20 protein-coding genes and 4 tRNA genes are annotated in these 23,814 nt (G+C 67.8%); 13 read left to right on the plus strand and 11 right to left on the minus strand.

All coding sequences use genetic code 11. From position 1 onward, the window contains the following. The first annotated feature begins 51 nt into the window (after positions 1-51). The gene (locus tag AORI_RS63190) at positions 52-594 is read left to right on the plus strand and encodes a YceI family protein (RefSeq protein WP_034307837.1); all 543 of its coding nucleotides are present in this window, start codon (positions 52-54) and stop codon (positions 592-594) included. 160 nt (positions 595-754) lie between these two features. On the opposite strand, the gene AORI_RS63195 is transcribed toward AORI_RS63190, so the two are convergent. The 5 genes from AORI_RS63195 to AORI_RS63215 all read right to left on the minus strand — a co-directional run bounded on the left by AORI_RS63195 (position 755) and on the right by AORI_RS63215 (position 6,701). Beyond that, on the minus strand, positions 755-1,291 hold the full coding sequence (locus tag AORI_RS63195) for an HIT family protein (RefSeq protein ID WP_016334783.1): 537 nt from the start codon (positions 1,289-1,291) through the stop codon (positions 755-757). Beyond that, positions 1,288-3,306, minus strand: coding sequence for a threonine--tRNA ligase (gene thrS, locus AORI_RS63200; protein ID WP_016334784.1), 2,019 nt, complete (start codon positions 3,304-3,306; stop codon positions 1,288-1,290). The genes AORI_RS63195 and thrS overlap by 4 nt, the downstream gene beginning before the upstream one ends. Before the next feature lie 180 nt (positions 3,307-3,486). Then, positions 3,487-4,101 carry a malonic semialdehyde reductase gene (locus AORI_RS63205; protein ID WP_016334785.1) on the minus strand — a complete coding sequence of 205 codons (615 nt, stop codon included), beginning with the start codon at positions 4,099-4,101 and terminating at the stop codon, positions 3,487-3,489. Between the two features lie 109 nt (positions 4,102-4,210). Beyond that, a complete protein-coding gene (locus AORI_RS63210; protein WP_016334786.1) occupies positions 4,211-5,737 on the minus strand; it encodes a sugar transferase in 1,527 nt (508 codons plus the stop codon). A gap of 892 nt (positions 5,738-6,629) precedes the next feature. Then, positions 6,630-6,701 (minus strand) — tRNA-Val (locus AORI_RS63215). Between the two features lie 400 nt (positions 6,702-7,101). Here AORI_RS63215 and AORI_RS63220 point away from each other — a divergent pair. The 4 genes from AORI_RS63220 to AORI_RS63235 all read left to right on the plus strand — a co-directional run bounded on the left by AORI_RS63220 (position 7,102) and on the right by AORI_RS63235 (position 7,908). Further along, positions 7,102-7,527 carry an SsgA family sporulation/cell division regulator gene (locus AORI_RS63220; RefSeq protein ID WP_005159130.1) on the plus strand — a complete coding sequence of 142 codons (426 nt, stop codon included), beginning with the start codon at positions 7,102-7,104 and terminating at the stop codon, positions 7,525-7,527. Positions 7,528-7,663: 136 nt separating this feature from the next. Continuing rightward, a tRNA-Gly gene (locus tag AORI_RS63225) sits at positions 7,664-7,736 on the plus strand. Positions 7,737-7,761: 25 nt separating this feature from the next. Next, positions 7,762-7,832: transfer RNA gene (locus tag AORI_RS63230), tRNA-Cys, on the plus strand. 1 nt (position 7,833) lies between these two features. After that, a tRNA-Val gene (locus AORI_RS63235) sits at positions 7,834-7,908 on the plus strand. Positions 7,909-7,957: 49 nt separating this feature from the next. On the opposite strand, the gene AORI_RS63240 is transcribed toward AORI_RS63235, so the two are convergent. The 6 genes from AORI_RS63240 to AORI_RS83390 form a co-directional block, all read right to left on the minus strand. Beyond that, positions 7,958-9,316: a tyrosine-type recombinase/integrase gene (locus AORI_RS63240; RefSeq protein ID WP_016334788.1), complete on the minus strand. Its 1,359-nt coding sequence runs from the start codon at positions 9,314-9,316 to the stop codon at positions 7,958-7,960. A 63-nt stretch (positions 9,317-9,379) separates the two neighbouring features. Continuing rightward, entirely contained in the window at positions 9,380-9,691 is a 312-nt protein-coding gene (locus AORI_RS63245; RefSeq protein WP_228688149.1) for a helix-turn-helix domain-containing protein, read from the minus strand. Positions 9,692-9,868: 177 nt separating this feature from the next. Beyond that, complete coding sequence (locus AORI_RS63250) at positions 9,869-10,324, minus strand: XF1762 family protein (protein ID WP_016334790.1); 456 nt, start codon at positions 10,322-10,324, stop codon at positions 9,869-9,871. A 178-nt stretch (positions 10,325-10,502) separates the two neighbouring features. Continuing rightward, positions 10,503-11,387 carry a DNA methyltransferase gene (locus AORI_RS63255; protein ID WP_016334791.1) on the minus strand — a complete coding sequence of 295 codons (885 nt, stop codon included), beginning with the start codon at positions 11,385-11,387 and terminating at the stop codon, positions 10,503-10,505. After that, the gene (locus AORI_RS63260) at positions 11,380-12,204 is read right to left on the minus strand and encodes a hypothetical protein (RefSeq protein ID WP_016334792.1); all 825 of its coding nucleotides are present in this window, start codon (positions 12,202-12,204) and stop codon (positions 11,380-11,382) included. The genes AORI_RS63255 and AORI_RS63260 overlap by 8 nt, the downstream gene beginning before the upstream one ends. Positions 12,205-12,336: 132 nt before the next feature. Further along, positions 12,337-12,519, minus strand: coding sequence for a hypothetical protein (locus AORI_RS83390; protein ID WP_123798455.1), 183 nt, complete (start codon positions 12,517-12,519; stop codon positions 12,337-12,339). Positions 12,520-12,715: 196 nt separating this feature from the next. Here AORI_RS83390 and AORI_RS63265 point away from each other — a divergent pair, with 196 nt between their 5' ends. The 8 genes from AORI_RS63265 to AORI_RS63300 all read left to right on the plus strand — a co-directional run bounded on the left by AORI_RS63265 (position 12,716) and on the right by AORI_RS63300 (position 23,800). Then, positions 12,716-13,672 carry a hypothetical protein gene (locus AORI_RS63265; protein WP_016334793.1) on the plus strand — a complete coding sequence of 319 codons (957 nt, stop codon included), beginning with the start codon at positions 12,716-12,718 and terminating at the stop codon, positions 13,670-13,672. Positions 13,673-13,731: 59 nt separating this feature from the next. Next, a complete protein-coding gene (locus tag AORI_RS63270; protein ID WP_043848886.1) occupies positions 13,732-14,058 on the plus strand; it encodes a pilin in 327 nt (108 codons plus the stop codon). A 4-nt stretch (positions 14,059-14,062) separates the two neighbouring features. Further along, positions 14,063-16,225 (plus strand): TrbL/VirB6 family protein, encoded by a 2,163-nt coding sequence (locus tag AORI_RS63275; RefSeq protein WP_016334795.1) that lies wholly within the window; start codon positions 14,063-14,065, stop codon positions 16,223-16,225. Further along, positions 16,222-17,379, plus strand: a complete 1,158-nt coding sequence (locus AORI_RS63280; protein ID WP_043848158.1) for a PrgI family protein — start codon at positions 16,222-16,224, stop codon at positions 17,377-17,379. Before AORI_RS63275 ends, AORI_RS63280 begins: the two co-directional genes overlap by 4 nt. Next, on the plus strand, positions 17,376-19,286 hold the full coding sequence (locus AORI_RS63285; RefSeq protein WP_016334797.1) for a VirB4 family type IV secretion system protein: 1,911 nt from the start codon (positions 17,376-17,378) through the stop codon (positions 19,284-19,286). The genes AORI_RS63280 and AORI_RS63285 overlap by 4 nt, the downstream gene beginning before the upstream one ends. 60 nt (positions 19,287-19,346) lie before the next feature. After that, positions 19,347-20,180: a GP88 family protein gene (locus AORI_RS63290; RefSeq protein ID WP_046199809.1), complete on the plus strand. Its 834-nt coding sequence runs from the start codon at positions 19,347-19,349 to the stop codon at positions 20,178-20,180. Positions 20,181-20,213: 33 nt separating this feature from the next. Continuing rightward, positions 20,214-22,700, plus strand: a complete 2,487-nt coding sequence (locus tag AORI_RS63295) for a type IV secretory system conjugative DNA transfer family protein (RefSeq protein WP_046199810.1) — start codon at positions 20,214-20,216, stop codon at positions 22,698-22,700. A 65-nt stretch (positions 22,701-22,765) separates the two neighbouring features. Further along, entirely contained in the window at positions 22,766-23,800 is a 1,035-nt protein-coding gene (locus AORI_RS63300) for a replication-relaxation family protein (protein WP_016334800.1), read from the plus strand. Positions 23,801-23,814 lie beyond the last annotated feature (14 nt).

Raw genomic sequence — 23,814 nt, forward strand, 5'->3', positions numbered from 1 at the left:
TTGAGCGCTCAACCAGCTCAGGGTTCACCACAGACTTTGGAGATCGAGTTCATGACCACCACCGAAATCCCGGGCTACGTCGCAGGCAAGTGGACGATCGACACCGCCCACTCCGACATCGCCTACACCGTGAAGCACCTCGGCCTGGCGAAGTCCCGGGGCAACTTCACCGCCTTCACCGGTGAGGTCGTCACCGCCGACAACATCCTCGACTCGTCGGTCACCGTCGAGATCGACGCCTCTTCGGTCGCCAGCGGTGTCGACGGGCGTGACACGCACCTCAAGTCCGAGGACTTCTTCCACGTCGACGAGCACCCGGTCATCACCTTCCGGTCGACCGGCATCCGCGAGGACGGCGGCGACTACGTCATCGACGGCGAGCTGACCTGGCGCGGCAAGACCGTCCCGGTCTCGCTCGAGGCGGAGTTCAACGGCATCGGCACCAACCCGGCCAACGACAACGCCACCACCCTCGGCGTCTCGGCCACGGCCACGGTGAACCGCCGCGACTTCGGCATCGGCCCGGAGGGCAACGCCTTCCTGTCCGAGAAGGTCAAGATCGACATCGAGCTGCAGGCCGCGCTGAACGCCTGAGGCTCGCCTCACCAAGTGTCATGAAAGGGTCGTTCAGGACGTTTTTCGTCCTGAACGACCCTTTCATGACATCAGCCACTGCCCGCGCCCGCAGGCGACCACCGGCGCGTGCAAGGAAAGGACCGTTCATTGCACCCGGGCGCCCCGAGAACGGCCGGACCTACCAGGCGTCCGCCAGCAACTGCCGCGTCTCCCCCAGCAACTGCGGCAACACCTTCGTGTGCCCGATCACGGGCATGAAGTTCGCGTCGCCGCCCCACCTCGGCACGACGTGCTGATGCAGATGCGCGGCGATCCCCGCGCCGGCGATCACGCCCTGGTTCATCCCGATGTTGAACCCGTGCGCCGACGAAACCTCCCGGATCACCCGCATCGCGTGCTGGGTGAACTCCGCCACCTCGACGGTCTCCTCCGGCGTCAGATCCGTGTAGTCCGCGACATGGCGGTACGGCACGGCCATCAGGTGCCCGGGGTTGTACGGGTACAGGTTCAGCACCGCGTACACCGTCTTCCCGCGCGCGAGGATCAGCGCGTCCTCGTCACGTTTCTCGGGGAGATGGCAGAACGGGCAACCCTCGTCGGGCCGTTTCGACCCCTGCACGTAGGCGAGCCGATGCGGGGTCCACAGACGCTGCAAAGCGTCCGGGACCCCCACACCGTCCTGTCCGACGGCTTCCGGGCCATCGGGGCCCGTCACCGGAGTACCGCCTCCAAGCCCGCCACGGTCGGCGAAGCGTTCTCACGGCGCTGGACCCAGCCGACGATCGCTTCGACCGCGTCGTCCACCGAGACACCGTTGATCTGGCCGCCGTCGCGGAACCGGAACGACACCGCGCCGGCCTCGACGTCCTTCGCGCCCGCCAGGAGCATGAAGGGCACCTTCTGCGTGGTGTGGGTGCGGATCTTCTTCTGCATCCGGTCGCCGCTCGCGTCGACCTCGACCCGGATCCCCTTGGCCCGCAGTGCCTTCTCGACCCCGCGCAGGTGCTCGACCTGGTCCTCGGTGATCGGGATGCCGACTACCTGGACCGGCGACAGCCACGCCGGGAACGCACCCGCGTAGTGCTCGGTCAGCACGCCGAAGAACCGCTCGATCGAGCCGAACAGCGCACGGTGGATCATCACCGGGCGCTGACGGCTGCCGTCGCCCGCGGTGTACTCGAGTTCGAACTTCTCGGGCAGCATGAAGTCCAGCTGGATGGTCGACATCTGCCAGGTGCGGCCCAGCGCGTCCTTCGCCTGCACGGAGATCTTGGGCCCGTAGAACGCGGCGCCACCCGGGTCCGGCACCAGTTCCAGCCCGGAGTCCACGGCGGCGGTGCGGAGCACCTCGGTCGCCTCGTCCCACACCTCGTCCGAACCGATGTACTTCTCGTCGTTCCGAGTGGACAGTTCGAGGTAGAAGTCGTCGAGACCGTAGTCGCGCAACAGGTTCAGCACGAAGTCCAAAAGGGACTTCAGCTCGCCGGGGACCTGCTCCAGGGTGCAGAAGATGTGCGCGTCGTCCTGCGTCATGCCGCGCACCCGGGTCAGGCCGTGGATCACGCCGGACTTCTCGTAGCGGTACACGGAACCGAACTCGAACATCCGCAGCGGCAGTTCCCGGTAGGACCGCCCGCGCGAACGGAAGATCAGGTCGTGGAACGGGCAGTTCATCGGCTTGAGGTAGTAGTCCTGGCCGGGTTTGCGGACCGAACCGTCCTCGTTGTGCTCGGCGTCGAGGTGCATCGCCGGGTACATGCCGTCGCGGTACCAGTCGAGGTGACCGGAGGTCTCGAACAGCGCGCCCTTGGTGATGTGCGGCGAGTAGACGAAGTCGTACCCGGCTTCGACGTGCCGCTGCCGCGAGTAGTTCTCCATCTCCTGCCGGATGATTCCCCCCTTGGGGTGGAACACCGGCAGCCCCGAGCCGATCTCGTCGGGGAACGAGAACAGGTCCAGCTCCACCCCGAGCTTGCGGTGGTCGCGCCGCTCGGCCTCGGCCAGCCGCTCCAGGTAGACGTCCTGCGCCTCGGCGGACTCCCACGCGGTGCCGTAGATCCGCTGCAGCTGCGGGTTCTTGTCGTCACCGCGCCAGTACGCGGCGGCGACCCGGGTGAGCTTGAACGCCGGGATGAACTTGGTGGTGGGCACGTGCGGGCCGCGGCAGAGGTCGCTCCACACGCGCTCCTTGGTGCGCGGGTCGAGGTTGTCGTAGATGGTCAGCTCGCCGCCGCCGACCTCCATCACCTCGGAGGTGTCCACATCGGACTTGATGTCGACGAGTTCGAGCTTGAACGGCTCGTCGGCCAGTTCCTTCTTGGCCTCGTCGACCGAGTCGAAGACGCGGCGGGAGAACTGCTGCGCCCCCTTCACGATCTGCTTCATGCGCTTTTCGAGCGCCTGCAGGTCTTCCGGGGTGAACGGGGTGTCGACGGCGAAGTCGTAGTAGAAGCCGTCCTTGACCGGCGGGCCGATGCCCAGCTTGGCCTGCGGGAACTGCTGCTGCACGGCCTGGGCGAGCACGTGGGCGGCCGAGTGGCGGATGACGCTGCGGCCGTCCTCGGTGTTCGCCGCGACGGCTTCGACCTCGACCTCGGCCTCCGGGGCCCAGGCGAGGTCGCGGAGGTTCCCCTCGGCGTCGCGCACGGCGACGATCGTGTCCGGCCCCTTGGTCGGCAGCCCGGCTTCGCGGACCGCGGTGCCCGCCGTAGTGCCCGCCGGTACCACCACGCGCGGGGCGGTTGCGGCTGCTACTGACGACGGCTGGGACACGATGGACTCCTCGCGGTTAAAGCGGATGGTTCCCGTGATGTTAGTCGTCAGGTGCGGCGCGGCTCACGCGCGTTACCCCTAACACCACGAAGGCCTCCTTCCCATCGGAAGAAGGCCTTCGTGTGGCGAGGAACGAGGTCAGACGGTCTCGACGACCTCGTCGAAGTCCAGCCGCGGCAGGCGGTCGAACCAGGGGTTCTCGCCCGGCTTGCCGACGTTGATCACGACGAGGGACTTCCACGGCTTGTCCGCGAAGAACTCCTTGTCGATGCCCTCGGCGTCGAAGCCCGTCATCGGGCCGGCGGCCAGCCCGGCGGCGCGGACTCCGATGATGAAGTAACCGACCTGCAGCAGCGCGTTGAGCTTGGCGGTCTCGACGCGGCCCGCCTCGTCGGCGAACAGGTCCTTGGCACCCGGGAAGTGCGGGAAGGTGCGGGGCAGGTTCTCGTGGAACTCGGTGTCGGCGGCCAGTACGACGGTCACCGGCGCGGCCTCGGTCTTCGCACGGTTGCCTTCGGACATCAGCGGGGACAGCCGCTTCTTGCCCTCTTCGGTGCGGATCACCAGCGCGCGCAGCGGCTGGTTGTTCATCGACGTCGGGGCCCACTTGACCAGCTCGTAGATCGCGCGGATCTGCTCGTCGGTCACCGGCTCGTCGCTGAAGTTGTTCGCGGTGCGGGCCTCGCGGAACAACAGGTCCTGAACGTCCTGCGGGAGGTTCAAGGCTTCGGTCGGCTCAACGCTGGTGGTCATGGGTGGATCTTCCTTCCGTACGCGTCCTTGTACCCGTCCCAACCTAGTTGAGCGCTGAACTATTTCTCGCTCAACTATCTGTGCGTGTGGGTCCGGTCACAGGAAGGCGTCAGTAGGCACCTCGTCCCTGCACCACGGCGCGGAAGGTCTTCCAGAGGATCACCAGGTCGAGGGCCAGCGACCAGTCCTCGACGTAGCGCAGGTCGAGGCGGATGCTCTCGGCCCAGCTGAGGTCGCTGCGGCCACTGACCTGCCAGAGCCCGGTCAGCCCCGGCTTGACCAGGAGACGGCGGCGCGCGTCGGGAGCGTACTTCGCGGTCTCCTCGGGCAGCGGCGGACGAGGGCCGACGAGCGACATCCGCCCGCTCACGACGTTGAGCAGCTGCGGCAGCTCGTCGAGGGAGTACCGGCGAAGCAGACCGCCGACCCGGGTCACCCGAGGATCCTTCCGCATCTTGAACAGCGGGCCCGCGCCTTCGTTGTCCGCCTGGAGATCCTGCTTGAGCTTGTCGGCGTTCGTGACCATCGTGCGGAACTTCAGCATCGTGAAGGTGTGCCCGTCGCGGCCGACGCGACGCTGCCGGTAGATGACCGGGCCGTGGTCGTCCAGCTTGATCGCGACCGCGATGGCCAGCAGCACCGGGGAAACGAGAGTGAGGAGCAGGGCGGAGCCGAACCGGTCGAGCGCCTCCTTGACCAGACGGCGGCCGCCGGTGAACATCGGCGCGGTCACCCGCAGCAGCGGCATGCCGAGCACGCCGGAGACGTTCAGCCGGGGTCCGGCGACCTCCATCAGCATCGGCGCGACCACCATCTCGGCCGAGGTTCCTTCGAGATCCCAGGCGAGCCGCTGGAGGCGCTTCGGGTTCCAGTGCTGATCGGCGGTCACGGCGACCACCCGGTAGCCGCCGCGGCGGACGTGGCTCGCGAGGTCGTCGAGCTTCCCGACGATCGGGACGCCTTCCACCTCGCCGCTCCCCCGCTCCGCGCCGGCACCGGAATACGTGCAGACGGCTTCCACCCGCCAGCCGACATGTGGATCGGCCTTGGTGCGGGCGATCAGGTCGGCGACCGTGTCGGGACTTCCGGCGGCGAGCACCGGCAGCAGGCATTCACCGAGCCGCCTGCGCCGGTGCAGCACCTGTCTCAGCGCGTATCGCTGCAGGAACATGAAGACCGAGATCATCGGGACGACGATGAAGACCCACGGCTGCACGGCGAGCGCGCCGAAGAGCAGGCCGCCCAGCGCGACGAGAACGGCGGTGGCCACGAGGCCGCGCCCCAGCGTCCGGTACTCCTCCGCCCCCTCGCCCAGCACACGCGGACTCCAGGCACGGCTGGCCGACAGCCCGAACAAGAAGGCCGCGGCGGTGCCGAGCGCGTGCATGTCGTGCGGATCGGATCGATCGATCAAGAAGGCGCTCATCACGATGAGCACGAACGCGGTGAAAACGTCACTACCGATGACCCAGGCGCGGTAGCGCGATTCCCAAGCCGCGTAAGGGGGCCGCGCCGACGTGGTGTCGACCGCGGCTGCATCGCCCGCACCCCTTTGAGGAGGAAGCGGAATCGACTGGAGGTCGATGTGCTGCGGCGTCCCGTTGACGGTGGACGACGGCCGCACCGACTCTTCCATCAGACCTCCCGGAGTGGGGATTCCCGAACGCCGGATCAACACGCTGAGTAAATGAGAGTGATCTCGAAGAGTGATCGATTCTCATGGTCTCTCAGCGGCCGATGGGGCGACACACGCCAAGGTATCGGCCACTCTCCGGCCATCGTTACAAGGATTTCCAGCCACACCCTGGGCAAGCATCCGGCAAATGAATGCCGCGTTGATAACAAGATGATGACGATGCGTAATAGACCGTATCCCCGAACAACTACTCAAAGTAGTCACCAATTATCAAGACTTCCGGCCACTTGGAGCACCGCTTCCCCGATCGGCCGAACAGCCCGGAAAACTCCACAGTGGACGGTTCACGGAAGTCGATCTCCGGCCGGTCCATTGTGGATTTCACCCACCGGGAGGACCGCGGCCCGCCCGGCGCGCTCACCGCGCGCCGACCTACCTTGTCAATCGGTCACCGGCGTGACGTTTCGTCACATCACGTCGGCGTCACGACGGCCCCGCGGCCGGAGCCGGACGAGTGAGCCGTCCGACCATGCCCCACATCACCTTCTTCATGGTCTGGACCTTTCGTCGGAGGTTTCGTGCCGAGGATCACAAAGAAGTCTCAATGATCGGATCATGCGACATTTTCGTGGCGCGACACGAGGTCTCCGGCGAATGTCCACACCGGCCGGCAGGGCGGACTTCGGGGATCTTCGAACCGGCGGCTCGCCGCGCCCTCGATCGGCCAGTGTGGATCCACCCGGACAAGCCGGGCCGCCCGCGACGGCAGAAGTACCGCCCCCACACAACCCGCGTCCGACCTGGGGATCGAATGCCTCCGGACGGCTCACCGCCGTCAGGTGGCCGAGAATGAATCAAGGCCCCGGACCGACGGTCCAGGGCCTTCATCCGGTGGGCGATACTGGGATCGAACCAGTGACCTCTTCGGTGTGAACGAAGCGCTCTCCCGCTGAGCTAATCGCCCGCTCGCGGTGTCCGGCAGACTCTACCCCACGACTTTAGGGGGCCTGCAAACGGGTGGTTCCCTCCGACCACACTCCGCTCACCAGCAAGTACGGAGCGAACAACCACGAGCTAGCCGGGGTTGTCCGGGCCGGGGGCCGCCCGCGACGCGTTTCGACATTCGTGCGACGGTGCTATCGCGTGACGACTAAACCGCGCAGTATGTACATGTGGACTGCCTGCAGGGCGCATGTAGGGCTGCGCGTCGCGCGGGTGATGATGGGGTGACGGAGTATGGACCCGGGGTCCGATGACCCCGTCCGGGTGATCTGCGGCAAAACCGCGTTCCGATCAGCCGGCCGATACGTCACATCATCGCCACTCGGTTCGACCGGGCCGGGAAGGAGACGAAGGGTAGGACGATGCGCAACGATCACGTGACGCTCCGCTCGACGGCGGTGTTCGACCTCCTGGCGCCGCGGACCCCCGCGGTTCCGGTCAAGGTTGAACTGCGATACGACACTCGCGACCCGTACGCGGTCGTGGCCGCCTTCCGCACCGGCCGCGCCGGCTGGGTCGAGTGGGTCTACGCGCGCGATCTCCTCGCCGACGGCCTCCTGGCCGACGCGGGCGACGGCGACGTACGCATCCGCCCGTCCGTCGAAGACCCCGAGTCCGTCCTCATCGAACTGAACTCGCCGTCCGGGCACGCCATGTTCGAGGCGTCCGCTCAGGAGCTGGCCGACTTCCTCGACCGGACCTACGACGTCGTGCTCCCGGGCAACGAGCACCTGTGGGTCGACGTCGACGACGCCCTGACGCACCTGATCCCCAACGATCTGGCCTGATGACGGCCTTGCGAACAGCAAGTGGCACCCCGGTTGCAGAGCCGTTTTCGGGATCGGATAGTGTTCACACACACCACGGCGACGGGGTGAGAGACAGAACCGCGAGGCTCTGAACTCCCATCCAGACCGAGGATGTGCGGATGTAGCGCAGCTGGTAGCGCATCACCTTGCCAAGGTGAGGGTCGCGGGTTCGAATCCCGTCATCCGCTCGGAAGGCCCTCTCGGGCCTGACACGGTGGAGTGGCCGAGAGGCGAGGCAACGGCCTGCAAAGCCGTGTACACGGGTTCGAATCCCGTCTCCACCTCGCGCGATTAGCTCAGCGGGAGAGCGCTTCCCTGACACGGAAGAGGTCACTGGTTCAATCCCAGTATCGCGCACCATCTGTTTTCGCAGGTCAGAAGCCCTGCTCCTCCTCGGAGGGGCGGGGCTTCAGTCGTTCAATGGCGATGAAATGGCGATGGCCCTCGGGGCCGTCTCCAACTGCCCGTCACGGAAAGTGGCGTGCAGGTGCGGGAACCACTCCCCCAGCTTCGTCCGCTCACTCGGCGTGAGCGCGACCAACGAACCGATCCACCGGGTCTCGAGCGCCTGCAGAATCTGACGGCGCATCAGCGGAGTCACGTGGTCGTAGACCCTCGCGATGCCTTTCATCTTCTGCCCGAGCCGCGCTCGCCGGGCGACTTCGGGGATGCCGTCCTCGGCGAGCCAGGTGCTGTGGCTATGCCTGCCCTCGTGGAAGGTGAAGGTCGGCAGGATCGGCTGCACCACTTCCGCCGACCGCGTGTGTTCAGCGTCACTGCCGTCCCACACCGGGCGCCAGTACCGGTTGCGGAAGTTCGACCGCCGCAACGGCGCACCCTCGGCACTGCAGAGGATGAACGGGAAGCTGTGGCTGTCGATCAGCTCTTCATAGAAGACCGCGATGCTCGGCGGCAACTCCACGCTCCGCGTGCCCGCCGGAGTCTTGGTCCTGCCCTTCTTCGCCCGACCGCCCTGTCGTCGCGGTGTCACCGGGCGAGTCGGCCGGTGACCGAGATCGGCGAGCCGCGAGGTGTCGACCCGGCGACCACCCTTGAACAATCGTCCACCGATCTCCTTCAGCGGCTCGCGGATCTGGATCGCCCGTGCTTCGCTGTCGTACTCGTGCCGCTGCTGACCGACCAACTCGCCCCACCGGGAACCGGTGTAGAAGTCGAGCAGACCGAGCACGAATCCGGCGAGTCCGAGTCCGCTCTCGTAGAGCCGCATCGACGCCCTCAGTGCTTGCACCGGAGTTGCGACGAGGTTCTCGATCTCGAACTCGCCCGAAGTGACCCGGATCCCGGCACACGGGTTCGCGGGAATCTTCCTCGCCTTGACCGCGGCACCCAGGATCGTGGAGAACAGCGAGAAGATCGACGCCACCGACGAGTCGGCGTAGTCCTCGTGCAACTCCGAGAGCCACTTCTCGATCTCGACGTAGCTGTTGAAGATCCCGGCCAGCGGCCATGACGACCACTGCGGGAGTAGATGGTTGTCCAGAAAGGACCGGTACTTCGCCGATGTCGTCGGCTCCAGCCGCGGACCGACCGCGTCCATGAACTCTTCGGCGAACACGCCGAACAACATCTCCGCTTCCCGCGGGTCCAGCCACAGGTTGCGCCGGATCAACGCCTCCTGCTCCACACCCCACGCCTCGGCCGCCTTCTCGGTGTTGAAACCCGACCTGCTTCCCCACGTCCCGTCAGGACGTTTGAACCGAGCACGCCAGCCCGGCGGATCACCGTCGGTTGGTTGTGCGTAGGCCACGACGGATACCTCTCTTTCTTTGGCGAGCGCCCCGGCCAGTTCCGGGACGTGATGGGCCGACGCTCACGCAGCACGCATGCCACCGCGGTACGGACGCACCGCGTTCTTCGTCAACTGCACGATCTCCGCGACGTCCTCCCGGCTGAACCGGTAGTGCTTGCCGAACCGGCGATGCGGAAACACCCCGGCCGCAGCACGATCCTTCAACGTCCTCGGCGACAAGCCGAGCAACGCACCGACGTCCTCCGCTGTCAGCAGCGCGTCGGGATCGCGGGGCGCATGTGCCGCCAAGGCGCGGACCGCGCTGGCGAGCTCCCGGATCGAAGCCGCCAACGCCGCACCGCCATCGACGGAATCCAGCGCGGAAGTGCTCACACGCGGACTGTCGTCCGTCACAACATTCACCTCCTCCAGTGATGCGCACAGCACGGTTCAGCAACGGATCAGCTGATCGGACGCGGTAGCGTCGGCCGATCGCCAGCTGTACCAGCTGAAACAGCTGGCGCACAAGGCAATCCTGAGCGGATCGGACGACCTACCCGATCGCGTGAACTACCGGTCCGCTCGGATCTCCCACCGCGTCCGCCGGATCCCATCGACACCGCGCGACTCGCGCGGTCGCGACACAGTGGACCAACCCGGACGCGGCCGAAGATCGGCGACCGGACGGAAACCGGCCGCGCGCAGACTCGCGCCGCTCTCACCGTCCTGCGTGTAGGTGATCAGTCGCCGAAACCCGAGTGTTCGAGCGACGCGCCACGAGACTCCGTACAGCTTGGAGTTGGCGTTCCGGGCCCCGGTCGTGCAGGTGCGCGTCACCTCGACGCTCACCCCGTCATCGAGGTGACGGGCAACAGGCCGACCGACGATCGCCACACCGACGAGCTCGGTCTCCTGGGCGACGCCCACGGCGAACTTCATCCCGCGCGGCGGCCGATGATGCCGGTGATGCGCGGCGATGAAATCGCACGCCTGGCGAAAGGTGACCGGAACGATACTCAAACCCATTGCGGCACCTCCGGTCGGCGGCGGCCGATAGAACTCGGCGGTTCATGGTGGACGGAGCGGACACCGTCTCGGCCGGGTCCGAGTCCCGCCTCACCGCAGCTGGACATGTCGCTGGTGTCCCCAGTGGACGGTCTCTCGCTCCGATACTTAGAAAAGTCACCGAGCATCAGGAGCACCCCTACGCCGCGTTCGATAGGACACGTGCCGTATCACCCAGCCTTGCCAGCCCACGGCGAGCGGGCAGTGGCGGAACTGGAAGCGCAGTCACTCGGCTCCCGGCTTCAGGATCGGCGCGAAACACGAGTGCGGTGTGGTGCGCGGGCAGTGCGATGGGGTGGCCGAGAGCGCGTTCCGCGTGAGCCACGGCGCGGCGTTCGGCAGCCGTGGCGTACGTGCGGACCCGGCGCTGACGAGCGTCAGCGATCAGCGCGACACTGCGCGCCACTGGTGCAAGCCCGACGGCGACGCCGATGGCCATGATCTTGCTGGGAACGTCGAGCAGTTCGTGCCCGGCCGGATGCCGCTCGGGTGCACAGGTGACGACGACATACCCGCCCGGGCGCACCAGGTGCCGGTACTGCGTCAGCAGGGTGTTCAGCCGCTCAAGCGCCGCCGTGAGGTCGCCGGCCGGGCCGCGGCGCAGGGTGGTCAGCAGGAGGTCGATGCGGCCAGTCAGTCCCGCCGTTGCCGCGGCGGTAGCCGTGCCGGGGCGTCTGTCGAGGACGAGAACCATCCCGTCGACGAACACGCCGCGAGCCTTTGTGGCGGTCACGTTCGCGCGGGCCAGGCGCCACCATCGGCGTTGTCCGGTGAGCCCGATCGCGTGCCGCCCGCAACGCAGTGCTTCGACGATGGTCGTCCCGGATCCGCAGTCCGGATCGAGCACCACCCCACCGGGCGGGGTGAAGACTTCGATGGCGTGCCGGGCAATGGCCGGGGCCATCGACTCGGTGTCAGTGCCGGTGGCGTCGTGGTAGCCGCCCTCGTCCAGTTGGGTCGCCACACTGGCCGTCCCGGTCGGCCAGACCGACGTCAGAACCGGGCTGCCTGGCTGGTCAAACATTCGCGACCTCCGTCCGGTCGGCCGCGTCCGCCAGTCGTCCAAAGAGCACGAGGTCCTGGTGAGCCCTGCGCGACGGCAGCACACCGCGGACCGGCTTGGCGACGGTGGCGGCTTCCGGGGTGACCGGTGCGGTGAGCACGGCGATAGCGTCGAGACAACTCAACCCGCGCTTACCCAGCGTGTCCACGATCTGCGCCTGAGGATCGAGCAGGCGCCCGCCACGAGTTTCACTGTGTGTGATGACGGCGGCCAGTCCTCGCGGAGCGAGGAGCACGCCCAAATCGGTGTGACCGAGCCAGTCGGCGGAGAGTGGATCGACGGCGGTGATGATGAGGTCGAATCGACCTCGCGGTCGGTGTACGGTCCGACGGCGCCTGCGCGCCGAGTCGGTGTCCGGTTCGGTGACCGGGCCGAGCTCGGGCCGCCTGAGTCCGGATCGCGACTCGGACTCCGTTCGGTCAGACGGGGCCGGACGATTGTCGTCGCCGAGGTGCCCATGTTCCGGCACGGCGGTCGCGGTGTCGACACCGCGACCGAGCCGGGTGACAGTCCAGACCGCTTCGTCGAGTCCGGCGTAGACGGTGGTGCCGCGGGTCCGGTCGGAGAGGGACCGCGATGCGCGCATCGCGGTCGGCGGGGTCAGAAGGAGCACGCGGTCGCCGGGACGGGTGTAGGTCCTGACGAGAGTGAGGATCGTGCGTCCAAGCCAGCCGGCGAGCAGCGCGGTTCCGGGCAACTGCTCGGCGCCGGCGAAGGGCCAGACAGTGGTCAGACGCGTCGCGCGACCGCGTCCGACAGCGGGCGGACGGAGGCGCACCCTGCGCCGGTGGTTACTGCCGTGCACCGGTATCGGCGTTCGCCGTTGGGGCGGTCGGTGCCAACCTCGCCTCGGCTCATCGTGAGGTGTCGATGCCATGGGCTAGCCCTCCTCGTGGCGTGGTCTGCCAGGTCACTCCAAGAGGCGGGTTTCGAGCCCGTTTTTCGACACCGAAATCGACACTTCTTCAAAACTGGCCGACAGCATTCCGGCAGGACCAATCGACCAATCCAGCTCCAGATTTCTCAGATCTGCCGACCAGAAGTTGTTTACATTCCCGGCCAGAAGTGCGCCTGCGATCGAACTAAGAAGCACTTAAATCCCCAGTTCAACGACCACGAAGGCATTACGAATGTAGCGCTCCGCCAGCGCTCACACTCGCCGGACTGAATCCTTTCAGCAGCGATCTTTTAGTAGCTTTTCTTGTTCTTTTCTTGTCACCACTCCGGCTTCCTGACGGGGCAATTCCGCTACCGGACAGGAGCAGGTGATGACAAGAGAATGGTTGCCCTTGGACACGGCACGCGATGCCTTCGGTTGGCTGGTGACCGGGCCGGAACCGATGGCGCTGCACGGCTCGAAGTTCGCCGGGTTGCCGCGGCGGCCGGTGCCGTTGGACGAGTTGCGGGACCGGGTGATGAGCAAGCAGTGCCCGCCCCGCACCCGCGATGACGTCTGGGCGCATCTGGTGCTGCAGTCGCGTGCCCGAGGCGGCGCGTGGACGGTGGCGTGCGTCGGGATGGCACTACCGTCACTGGCCTCGAGTGCACGTTGGCTGGCGGCGCGGTATCGCGGTGATCGCGCGGATGTGCACGCTGCAGTTCTCGCCGGGTTCATCCAGGCGCTTACGACGGTGGATCTGACCGATCCGGGCATCGCGGTCCGGCTGCATTTCGCGGCCCGCCGCGCCGGGCAGGCGGCATTGGAAGAGTCGCTCGACGCTCCGCTTCCCGCAGGCTCGGGCTATCGCTCCACCGCGCCGCGGCCGCCCTACGGGCACCCGGACTTGGTGCTCGCGCGGGCAGTCGGCGAACGGATTCTCACCCCAGTCGAAGCGGAGCTGATCTCGGCGACGCGGCTCGGTGAAGAGTCGATGACCGAGTGGGCACAGCGTCGTGAGACAGCGCTCAAGACCGCGTTCAAGGTCCGCGATCGGGCCGAAGACCGACTCGTCGCGTGGCTGCGCGATCAGGCAACGGACCCCGACTCCGAGGACCCGGTCGCGGACGCGGCGCTGACTGCAATGGCCTCCGATGCCGGCGGTGTTCCGGTCGAGGCCCCAGCACAGGCATCACGCGCTGTAAGCGGACGTCTGCGCAACGGCAGGCAGCCGGGCCAGAACAAATCTTCACGCTCGGTGTCGAAAAACGACCCGAAATTCGGCCTCTTGGGGCGCGGGGAGATCACACCCAGCTCTCCGCGTACCGCCGAACACGAGCCGACTTCGGAGGTGCGCCGATGCGCATGACACCCCCGCCACCCCTTCATCACACCCCATGTCCGAGCACGCGCCCGGTGGCGCGGCCGATGATCCGCAGCGCGCTCGTGACCGTGAGCGCGGTCCTGCTGTGTGGCGCAACCGTGGATCCAGCGCAGGCGGCCACACACGTCGTCGCGCTCGCGACCACCGTCGATCAAGTCTTCACCAACATCCGCAACTGGTTGATCGGGATCTTGGCGGGCCTGGCGACAGTGTTCCTGACCGTCGGCGGTGTTCGGTACCTGCTGGCCGGTGGCGACCCGGGCGAAACCGAGAAGGCGAAGTCGGCTTTCCGCAACGCTGCGTGGGGCTACGGATTGGCGGCGCTGGCACCGCTCGCCGTGGAGATCCTGCGCGGGATTGTCGGGGCCTGAGGTCATGGCCGAGCCCCGTCCCGACCCCGCGCTCGCATCCGGTCGCAGCGAGACCGACACGCATGTGAAGATCAGCGGACGCATCCTGCTCAGCCCGTTCGCCCCGGGCGGGAACGGCCGTCCGCGGCGTCGCCTGCTGCGGTTGCTTCCGATCGGCCTGGTCGTGGTCCTCGGCTGTCTTCTCGCGGTCGGAGCGTGGGCGGCGCCGGAGTCTTCGCCGCCCTCTACCGTGTCGCCGGCCGCGGCGGCGCAACCGCAGCCCGAGCTTCCCCTGCCTCTCCCGACGGTCGCACCGGGTGAGACGTGTGCGCCGGGTTCACCGGACCCGATCTGCAACTTCCCAACTGGGTCGCCACGGCCGTCGGTCCCTGCGACTCCGCTGCCGCCGATCACCGAACTACCGCCGCCGGAGAGCTGCTTTCCCGGCCGAATCGGCTGCGCCCCCGGCGAACCAAACACGGCTCCGGCCACCAGTCCCGGCAGTCCCTGCGTCGGTGAAGGGTGCATCCCTCAACCCAGCTCCCCTCCGCCTTCCACGCATCCGGGGCCGACCGGGCCGGGCGCCGACGGTGACGACCCGGACTGCGGGATCACCAACATCGAAGGCTGCATCAACAAGGCCATCAACGCGGTGTTCCGCGAGCTGGTCAAGTCCGCGCTCGACCCTCTGCTGAAACTGCTGGGCGACACCGCGTTCAGCACGCCGACGCTGGATTCGCTGCCCGGAGTGGCGAACCTGTGGAACAACTCCTGGCTGATCGTGCTGGCCTGCTACGGCGGGCTGATCATGATCGGCGGGATCATCGTGATGTCGCACGAGTCGGTCCAGAGCCGCTATTCGATCAAGGAGATCGCGCCCCGTCTCGTCATCTCCTTCATCGCCTCGATGCTGTCGCTGTTCGTCATCGACAAGGCGATCCGGCTCGCGAACGCGCTGTCGACTGCGGTGTTGTCCGGCGGGGCGGATCCGCCCAAGCTCGGCGACAACCTCACCCAGTCGATCAACGGCACCTACTCCGCGATGGCCTCCGGCGGGCTGTTCGTCATCCTGCTGAACGTCGTCCTGGTCATCGCGGTCATCGCGCTGCTGCTGGTCTACGTGGTGCGGGTGATCCTCACGCTGCTCCTGACCGTGTCCGCCCCGCTGTGGGTCGCCTGCCACGCCCTTCCCCATACCGACGGCATCGCCCGCTGGGGCTGGCGGGCGACCGGAGCGACGCTCGGTATCCAGGTCGTCCAATCGCTCACGCTGATCGTCGCGGTCAACACCTTCCTCAACGGCAGCACGAAGCTGTTCAGCTCCGTCGGCGGCGGTCTGATGATGCTCTTCGCCGTCCTCGGACTGCTCTACATCCTGATCAAGATCCCGTCCTGGTTTCTCTCCGCCACGAAGCTCGGCGGGGGCGGCCGTTCGTTTCTCGGCGGCTTGGTCAAAGCCGTGATCGCCGCGAAAACCTTCGGCGCCATCGCCGGTCGCTCCGGCGGGTTAGGCGCATCCCGCGCAGCCGGCATCGCCACAGCACCCCGCGGCCGCAGCGGGGATGGGCGTGCCTCTGTCGCCGACCCGCCCTGGCCGCCGCAACCGCGGCTGGCCCCGACTCCGGAAGCGGTGAACAAGCGCATGCAACAGCAGTACGACGCCGAGCGGCTGCGCGCTGCCCAGCAGCCGCGCGTCCCTACGCAAGAACCGAAGTTCCTGCAACCGGGTCCGCAAACCACGACGCACGACCCCGCTGTCAGCCCCGCTCCATCGGGATCGCCGCCCAAGCCGGAGTTCAGTTCGGCGCCCCGGGCCGCCGTTCCGCTCCCACCGCCTGGAGGTGGTCGGCGGCGCGTGACGAACCCGCGGTTCCAGGCGGCGAATCCGTCACGCCGCCAGGGGAACGGGCAGGCGCCCGCGCGGCCGGTCGGTGTCGCGGCGGTCCCGCCGCACTTGAGGTTCCAGCCCGCTGCGCCGGAACCGAGTCACGAATCCCGGCCGGTCACGCCCGCGACCGCGACTCCGTCGGCGCCGGTGTTCCGAGCCCCGCGTCCCGAGCCGCGCCCCGCGGACGCCCGGCCGCGCACTCCGGCCGCTCCCCCGGTCGCGTTCCGCGCGCCGACTCCACCACCGGCGCCCCCAGCACCCGCGCCGAAGCCCTCGTCCTCTGGAGGTAGGAAGCCATGACCCAACCTGTGCGCATACCGTCCGATGTGGATCGGGAGGACCGTGTCCTCGTCAATCTCACCGCGCGGCAGCTGGCGATCCTCGCGGTGAGCGGGATCGTCCTGTACGGCGGGTGGACGCTGGCGCGCGGCACGGTGCCGCTGCTGGTGTACCTGATCATCGCCGTCCCGATCGGGGTCGTGGCCGCGGTGCTGGCCCTGGGGCAGCGCGACGGTATGAGCCTCGACCGGCTCGTGCTCGCGGCCGTCCGGCAGCGCATGCAGCCACGGCATCGGGTAGCCGCGCCAGAGGGTGTCCATCCCGCGCCCGAATGGCTGACCAGTCAGGTCGCGGCGAACGACGACACTGGGGCGGCGGACGGTTCGCAGGTGTCTCCGGCCGCGCTGCGACTGCCCGCGGAAGGGGTCACCGAAGCCGGTGTCATCGACCTCGGGTCCGACGGCGTGGCCATGGTCGCGGTCGCCAGCACGGTGAACTTCGCGCTCCGTACCCCCGGCGAACAGGAAGCGCTGGTCGCGTCGTTCGGCCGGTACCTGCACTCGATCTCCGCGCCCGTGCAGATCCTCGTCCGCGCCGAGCGGCTCGACCTGAGCCACCAGATCAACGACTTGCGCGAGGCCGCTCCCGGCCTGCCGCATCCGATGCTCGAAACGGCCGCGCGCGAGCACGCGACCTACCTCGACCAGCTGCGCCGCTCGACCGATCTGCTGCGCCGCCAGGTGCTGATCGTCCTGCGCGAACCGGTACGCGCGGCCGGTCCGACCGACGGGCTCGGCGGCGCGTCACCGCTGGCTGCCCTGCGCGCACGCCGTCACGCCAACCGCGGCGACACGGTCACCGAGAGCGCGCTGCGATCCGCGGAAACCCGGCTCGTGCGCCGCCTGGGCGAAGCCATCGAACTGCTCTCCCCCGCCGGGATCACGATCACCCCGCTGGACGCCGGGCAGGCCACCACCGTCCTCGCCACCGCCTGCAATCCCGACACCCTCATCCCGCCGTCGGCCGGGCTCGCCGGCGCAGACGAAGTGATCACCACCGCCTCCGAACCCGAGGATGAACCATCCCTCCGAACCCCAAGGAGCCGCGGGGAGCCCACGCACCGCGCGGCACCGGAGGCAACAGCACTCGACGACTGGGAGGGCGACGACCTATGAGCAGGAAAACCAGCCACACTCGAGGACGCGCCCGGCGAACGGCGGCAACACCGGCGGGCGGGGCGAGCGCATTCACTCCGGACTCGCTCTCGGTCTCACCGCGGCATCTGGAGATCGGCGGCGAGTGGGTCGCATCGTTCGCGATCATCGGCTACCCGCGCGAAGTGCACGCGGGATGGCTTCAGCCGCTGCTGTCCTATCCCGGCCGTGTCGATGTCTCGCTGCACATCGAGCCGATCGACCCTGTCACCGCCGCCAACCGGCTCAAGCGCCAGCTGTCCAAACTGGAATCCGGACGACGGCACAGCAACGAGAAGGGGCGGCTACTGGACCCGATGGTCGAGGCCGCCACCGAGGACGCCTACGACCTGTCCGCCCGCGTTGCCCGCGGCGAAGGAAAGCTCTACCGGTTCGGCCTGTATCTGACCGTGCACGCCACCAGCGAACCCGATCTCGCCGAACACGTCGCCGCGGTCCGGTCCCTCGCGGCGTCACTGCTGATGAACGCTCAGCCCACCACCTACCGGTCGCTGCAAGGCTGGGTCTCGACCCTGCCGCTCGCGCTGGACCTCATCGGCATGCGCCGCACCTTCGACACCAGCGCGCTGGCCGCCGCGTTCCCGTTCACCTCACCCGATCTTCCACCCGCCGATCCGACCAGCGTCGCCGCGCCGGACGGGGTGCTGTACGGGTTCAACATCGGCAGCCAGGGCCTGGTGCACTGGAACAGGTTCGCCGCGGACAACTACAACAGCGTCGTCCTCGGCCGGTCCGGCGCCGGGAAAAGCTACCTGGTCAAACTCGAAGCGCTCCGCTCGCTCTACCGGGGTGTCGAAGTCGCGATCATCGACCCGGAAGACGAGTACCGCCGGCTGTGCGAGGCGATCGGCGGCACCTACATCCGCCTCGGCGACCCTGCGGTCCGCATCAATCCCTTCGACCTGCCGATCGCGACGCGCCCGGACGGACGCCGCACCGCGCCGAAGGACGCGCTGACACGACGCGTTCTGTTCCTGCACACCGTGATCGGCGTCCTGCTCGGCATGGAACTGTCCGCACACCAGCGGGCCGTGCTCGACCGCGCGTTCCTCGCCACCTACAAGAATGCCGGGATCACCAGCGATCCCCGGTCCTGGGGCCGTCAGGCCCCGCTGCTGGCCGACCTGTCCGCGACCCTGACCGGCACCGATGATCCGGTCGCAGCCGACCTCGCGTCCCGGCTGCATCCGTTCGTCGACGGCGCGTCCGCGGCGATGTTCTCCGGGCCTACCATCACCAGGCCCGAGGGCCACCTGACCGTGTTCAGCCTCCGCGACCTGCCAGACGAGCTGCGCGCGCTCGGGACCCTGCTCACCTTGGACACGATCTGGCGGCGGGTCTCCAACCCCGCCATCCGGCGGCCGCGGCTAATCACCGTCGAGGAAGCGTGGCTGCTCATGCAAGACCCCGCCGGGGCGCGGTTCCTGCACCGCATGGCCAAAGCCGCCCGGAAACACTGGGCAGGCCTGACCATCGCGACACAGGATGTCGGCGACGTCCTCGGCACCGAGCTGGGCAAGGCGATCATCGCCAACGCCGCCACACAGATTCTGCTCCGCCAAGCCACCCAAGCGATCGACGAGATCGTGACGACGTTCAACCTGTCCGACGGGGAGAAACGGTTCCTCGTCTCCGCGGACAAGGGACAAGGCCTGCTCAGCACCGGGACACAACGAGTCGCCTTCCAAGCCCTGGCCTCGCCCCAAGAGAACGCGCTCATCACCACCGACCCGGCCGAGCTCGCCGCGTACGCCGACCCCGGCGGTGAGACCGACGACAGCGCCTTCGTCGACCTTGACGGCATCGACAACGAGGCGACGTTCGACGACGGCACCGACCGTCACATCGACCTCGACCCAGCCGCCTGACGCTAAGCGCGCTTAGCCGATCCCTCTTCCTTGCTCTGCCTGCCTTGTGTGAGGTGCTGTATGTCTTTACCCGTCACGAAACTCGCTAGCTCACGCCGGCCCGCGCGGTTGCTGACGCAGAACCGGGCGATGCGCGCCATCGGTGTCTGGAACTGGACACTGCCCGCGCTCGCGGCGCGGCTGCCCGACGGACGAACACAGGTGACCTGTCCCGCGGCCTCGGCCTGCGCGCAGATCTGCTACGCCCGCAACGGAACCTACCGCTTCCCTGCCGTGAAAGCCCGCCACCAAGCCAATCTCGCCTTCGTTCTCGACGACCTGCCCGGCTGGGAATCGGCCATGATCCGCGAACTCTCAGCGTCACGGTTCACCGGGAAATTCATCCGCGTCCACGACGCCGGAGACTTCTTCGACGACCCGTACACGCTCGCATGGTGCCGCGTCATGCGCGCCTGCCCGGACGTGACTTTCTATGCCTATACCAAGGAAGTCCTCCGATTCAAGCGGTTGATCGAGCCGGCCCCGCCCAGCAACTTCCTGTGGGTCTACAGCTACGGCGGCAAAGAAGACGCCCACATCGACCCCAGCCGCGACCGGGTCGCTGACGTCTTCCCCGACACCACCGCCATCACCGCGGCCGGATGGTCCTCGCAAGAAGCCTCCGACCTGCTGGCCGTACTCGGCCCGCGGCTCGTCGGGGTACCCGCGAACAACATCCCGCACTTCCTCAAACGGATGGACGGGCGGCGACTGTCGGAATGGCAGGCCGAAATCGATGCCGACCGTGCCCGCAAGCAACGTCGACACCTTCGGCTCGTACCCGGCACGAGCCTGGCGGTCCCGTCGCCGCAGAACCTTCCGCGCCCGGCGGACGCCGATCGCCACGCAGCCTGAACGCCTGATTTCCCAGTGCAGAACGGAGTTCTGATGTCTTCTGCCCAGTCCGTGGCTGCCTACGCGGAGGCGTTTACCTCTCCCTTGCAGGACTACCTCCGCGATCCCGGAGGCGCGGTGCACGCCCTTCTCACCGCGCTGCGAGTCGTCGCCGTGTCGTGGGGACCGGTCGCCGGTCCCGCGCTCGCGCTCGCCTGGACCGGCGCCGTCCTCGGACGACGGTGGTGGATGCGACGACGCCATAACCGGATGGTCGTCGGAGCCAGGCTGGTCACGGTGCTCGCCCCGCCCACCGTGGACCCGGGCGGGGCCGAGGCGCTCTTCTCCAACCTTGTCGGGCTCTTGCGTCCCGGCTGGAAACGCCGGATCCACGGCCAGCCTCACATCGTGTGGGAATACGTGTTCTCCCGTGCCGGAGTCGCCGTGCGCGTATGGCTGCCTGGGATCGTCCCGACCGGCATGGCCGAACGCGCGATCGAGGCGGCATGGCCCGGCGCCCACACCCGGACCACCCCGGCCAAACCACCGATCCCGGAATCCACACCTGTGGGAAAAGCCGTCGAGGCCGTCGGCGGGGAAATGCGGCTCGCTCGCAGCGAAGCGCTGCCGATCCGTTCCGACTTCCCCGCCGACCCAGTCCGAGCCCTGCTCGGCGCACCGGCAGGGCTCGGCTCCCGCGAACGCGCCGTCGTGCAGATCCTCGCGCGACCGGTCACCGGTGCGCGTGTCCGCAAGGCCCGCCGAGCCGCCCGCCACGTCCGCTCCGGAAGCTCCGCGAAAGTGGCGGGACGCTTCCTGGACTTGATTACCCCGCACACGAAGGGACGCAGATCCCAAGCCAGCACGACGAAGCCGGTCGCCGATCGCCAGACAGTCTTAGAGACCTCCTCCCAAGATCGGGTCATCGTAGCCAAGCAGCGCGGCCCCCAGTTCGAAACCCGCGTCCGCTACGCCGTCGCCATCCTCGTCGACGAGGACCTGACCGACGCGAAGCATTCGCCGGTGGACGAGCACCTGGCCGGACGCGGCCACGCCATCGCCAGCGCGTTCGCTGCTTACAGCGAGCACAACTACTACCGCCGCGTCCGGCTCATCCGCCCAGTCCAGGCCGTCACCGAACGCCGCCTCGCCGACGGCGACCTGCTCTCCATCACCGAGCTGGCCGCGCTCGCGCACCTCCCGACCGACGACGCCATACCCGGCCTGCAGCGCGCCGGGGCAAAGGCGGTCCCACCGCCACCTGGCATCGCCACTGGCGGCGCGGAGGTGAAGCCGATCGGGATCAGTGACTCTGGCCATTCCCGTCCGGTCGGGCTGCGTGTCGCTGACGCTCGTCACCACCTGCACATCCTCGGAGCCACCGGCAGCGGCAAGAGCGAACTGATGGCGCGGATGATTCTCGACGATGCTGACGCCGGCCGCGGCCTGGTGGTCATCGACCCGAAAGGCGACCTGATCACCGACGTCCTGATGCGGCTTCCGTCACGGCTCGGGGACAAGGTCGTGCTCTTCGACGCAGACAGCCGCTACCGGCCACCGGTGCTCAACCCGCTCGAAGGTGCCGACACCGCTCGCACCGTCGATGACCTCGTGTCGATCTTCTCCCACGTGTACGCCTCCAGCTGGGGCCCGCGCACCGAAGACATCCTCCGATCCGGGCTGCTGACCCTGCGCGAACTTCCCGGCACCCCGACCCTGACCCACCTGCCGAAACTCCTGACGGTTCCGAGCTTCCGGGAACGCGCACTCGCACAGGTCTCCGACGATGTCCTGCGCGGCTTCTGGGCCTGGTACGACGACCTATCCGACGCCAGCAAGGCCCAGGTCGTCGCCCCGTTGATGAACAAGCTCCGCGGCCTGCTGTTGCGGCCGTTCATCCGGGCCTCCCTCGCAGGCGGCGAATCCACCGTCGACATGGACGCGGTCCTCAACGGCGGCATCTGCCTTGTCCGGCTGAGTAAAAACTCGCTCGGGATCGACACCGCCCGGCTGGTCGGTTCGATCGTGGTCGCCCGAACCTGGCAAGCCGCCACCCGCCGCGTCCGAATCCCCCAGCGGGAAAGACCCGACAGCTCGCTCTACATCGACGAATGCCACAACTTTCTGTCCCTCGCCTACCCCCTGGAAGACATGCTCGCTGAAGCTCGCGGCTACCGGATGTCGATGACCCTGGCCCACCAATACCTGCGCCAGCTCCCCCGCGAGCTTGAAGAAGGCATCAGCGCCAACGCCCGCTCAAAGATCATCTTCTCCGCTTCGCCCGAAGACGCGCGCGACCTCGCGCGGCACACCGAGCCCCAGCTCTCCGAACACGACCTCGCCAATCTGGGCCGCTACCACATCGCCGCACGGCTGGTGCTCAACAGCGAGGAAGCACCCCCGTTCACAGCAGTCACCGAGAAGCTTCCGCCCGCGATCCTCGGACGCGCTAAGGAGATCCGCCAGCTCTCACGGAACAACGCACCGCACACTGCCGAACACGCACGACCCGCAGCGTTCGATCCCCGGCGTGCCGCCTGACCCGGCACTCGCCATTCCTCGTTTGAGCCCAACGCCGCGCGTTGGCGCATTTGGAGGTGCACCACATGAAGATCAGCAACCCGACCCCGCAACGACAGCTGCGAGCACACCGGCCGGAACGTCCCGCACCACGCGTGCTGAACAGCGCCGAGCACCACGCCTGGCTCGCCCGGCATCTCACCGACCGCGACCGCTGGTTGTGCCGGATGCTGTTCGAGCACCACGTCCTCACCAGCACGCAGATCGTCGACATCGCCTTCCCCGCACGCCGCGCCGCGAACCTGCGCCTGCACAACCTCTATCGCTGGGGCGTCGTGCACCGATTCCAACCGCACCGGTCCCTCGGCTCGCACCCGATGCACTACGTCCTCGATACCGCAGGAGCCGCGGCGATCGCCTATGAAGACGGCCTTGAGCTCAAAGACCTCGGCTACAGCCGCGAACGCGAAGTGGGCCGCGCTTTCTCCCTCCAACTCGCCCACACCGTGGGCTGCAACGCGCTCTTCACCACCCTGATCCGCGCGGCCCGCCAACCCGATGCTGCCGGAAAGCTCACCACCTGGTGGTCGGCGGCCCGGTGCGGACGACATTGGGGCGACATCGTCACCCCGGATGGCTACGGCAGGTGGCGCGAAGCCGGACGGGAGATCGAATGGTTCGTCGAGTTCGACTTCGGCACAGAGACACTGTCCCGCCTGGCGAGCAAGTTGGTCCGCTACGAGCGCCTCGCCGACACCACGGGTATCGCCACACCCGTTCTGGCCTGGTTTCCCACCGCCGCCAGAGAAGCCAACGCGCGCCGCGCACTGGCCGAAGTCCTGCGAGGTCTCGCCAGCCCCGCGCGAGTGCCAGTTGCGACGACGAGCGGCGAGTCCTCCGCCGATCCACTCGACATGACCGCATCCCGGTGGCTCCGGGTCGATGACTCCGGAGCTCTGGGACGGGTAGCCCTGGCCGAGCTTCCGAAGCTTTGGCCGCATCTGCCCGCATCCCCGCCGTCGAGCGGTGCGCGCAACCTCGATGCCACGCGCGCCACGCGACCGAGGCTGGAGCCGCCCACGCCGATGCCGCCAGCCGTTTCCTCACGCCTTAACAGCTAAGGGGGGCCTTAAGC

Origin of the sequence: Amycolatopsis keratiniphila (assembly GCF_000400635.2) — a bacterium.
Taxonomy (GTDB): Bacteria; Actinomycetota; Actinomycetes; order Mycobacteriales; family Pseudonocardiaceae; genus Amycolatopsis; species Amycolatopsis keratiniphila.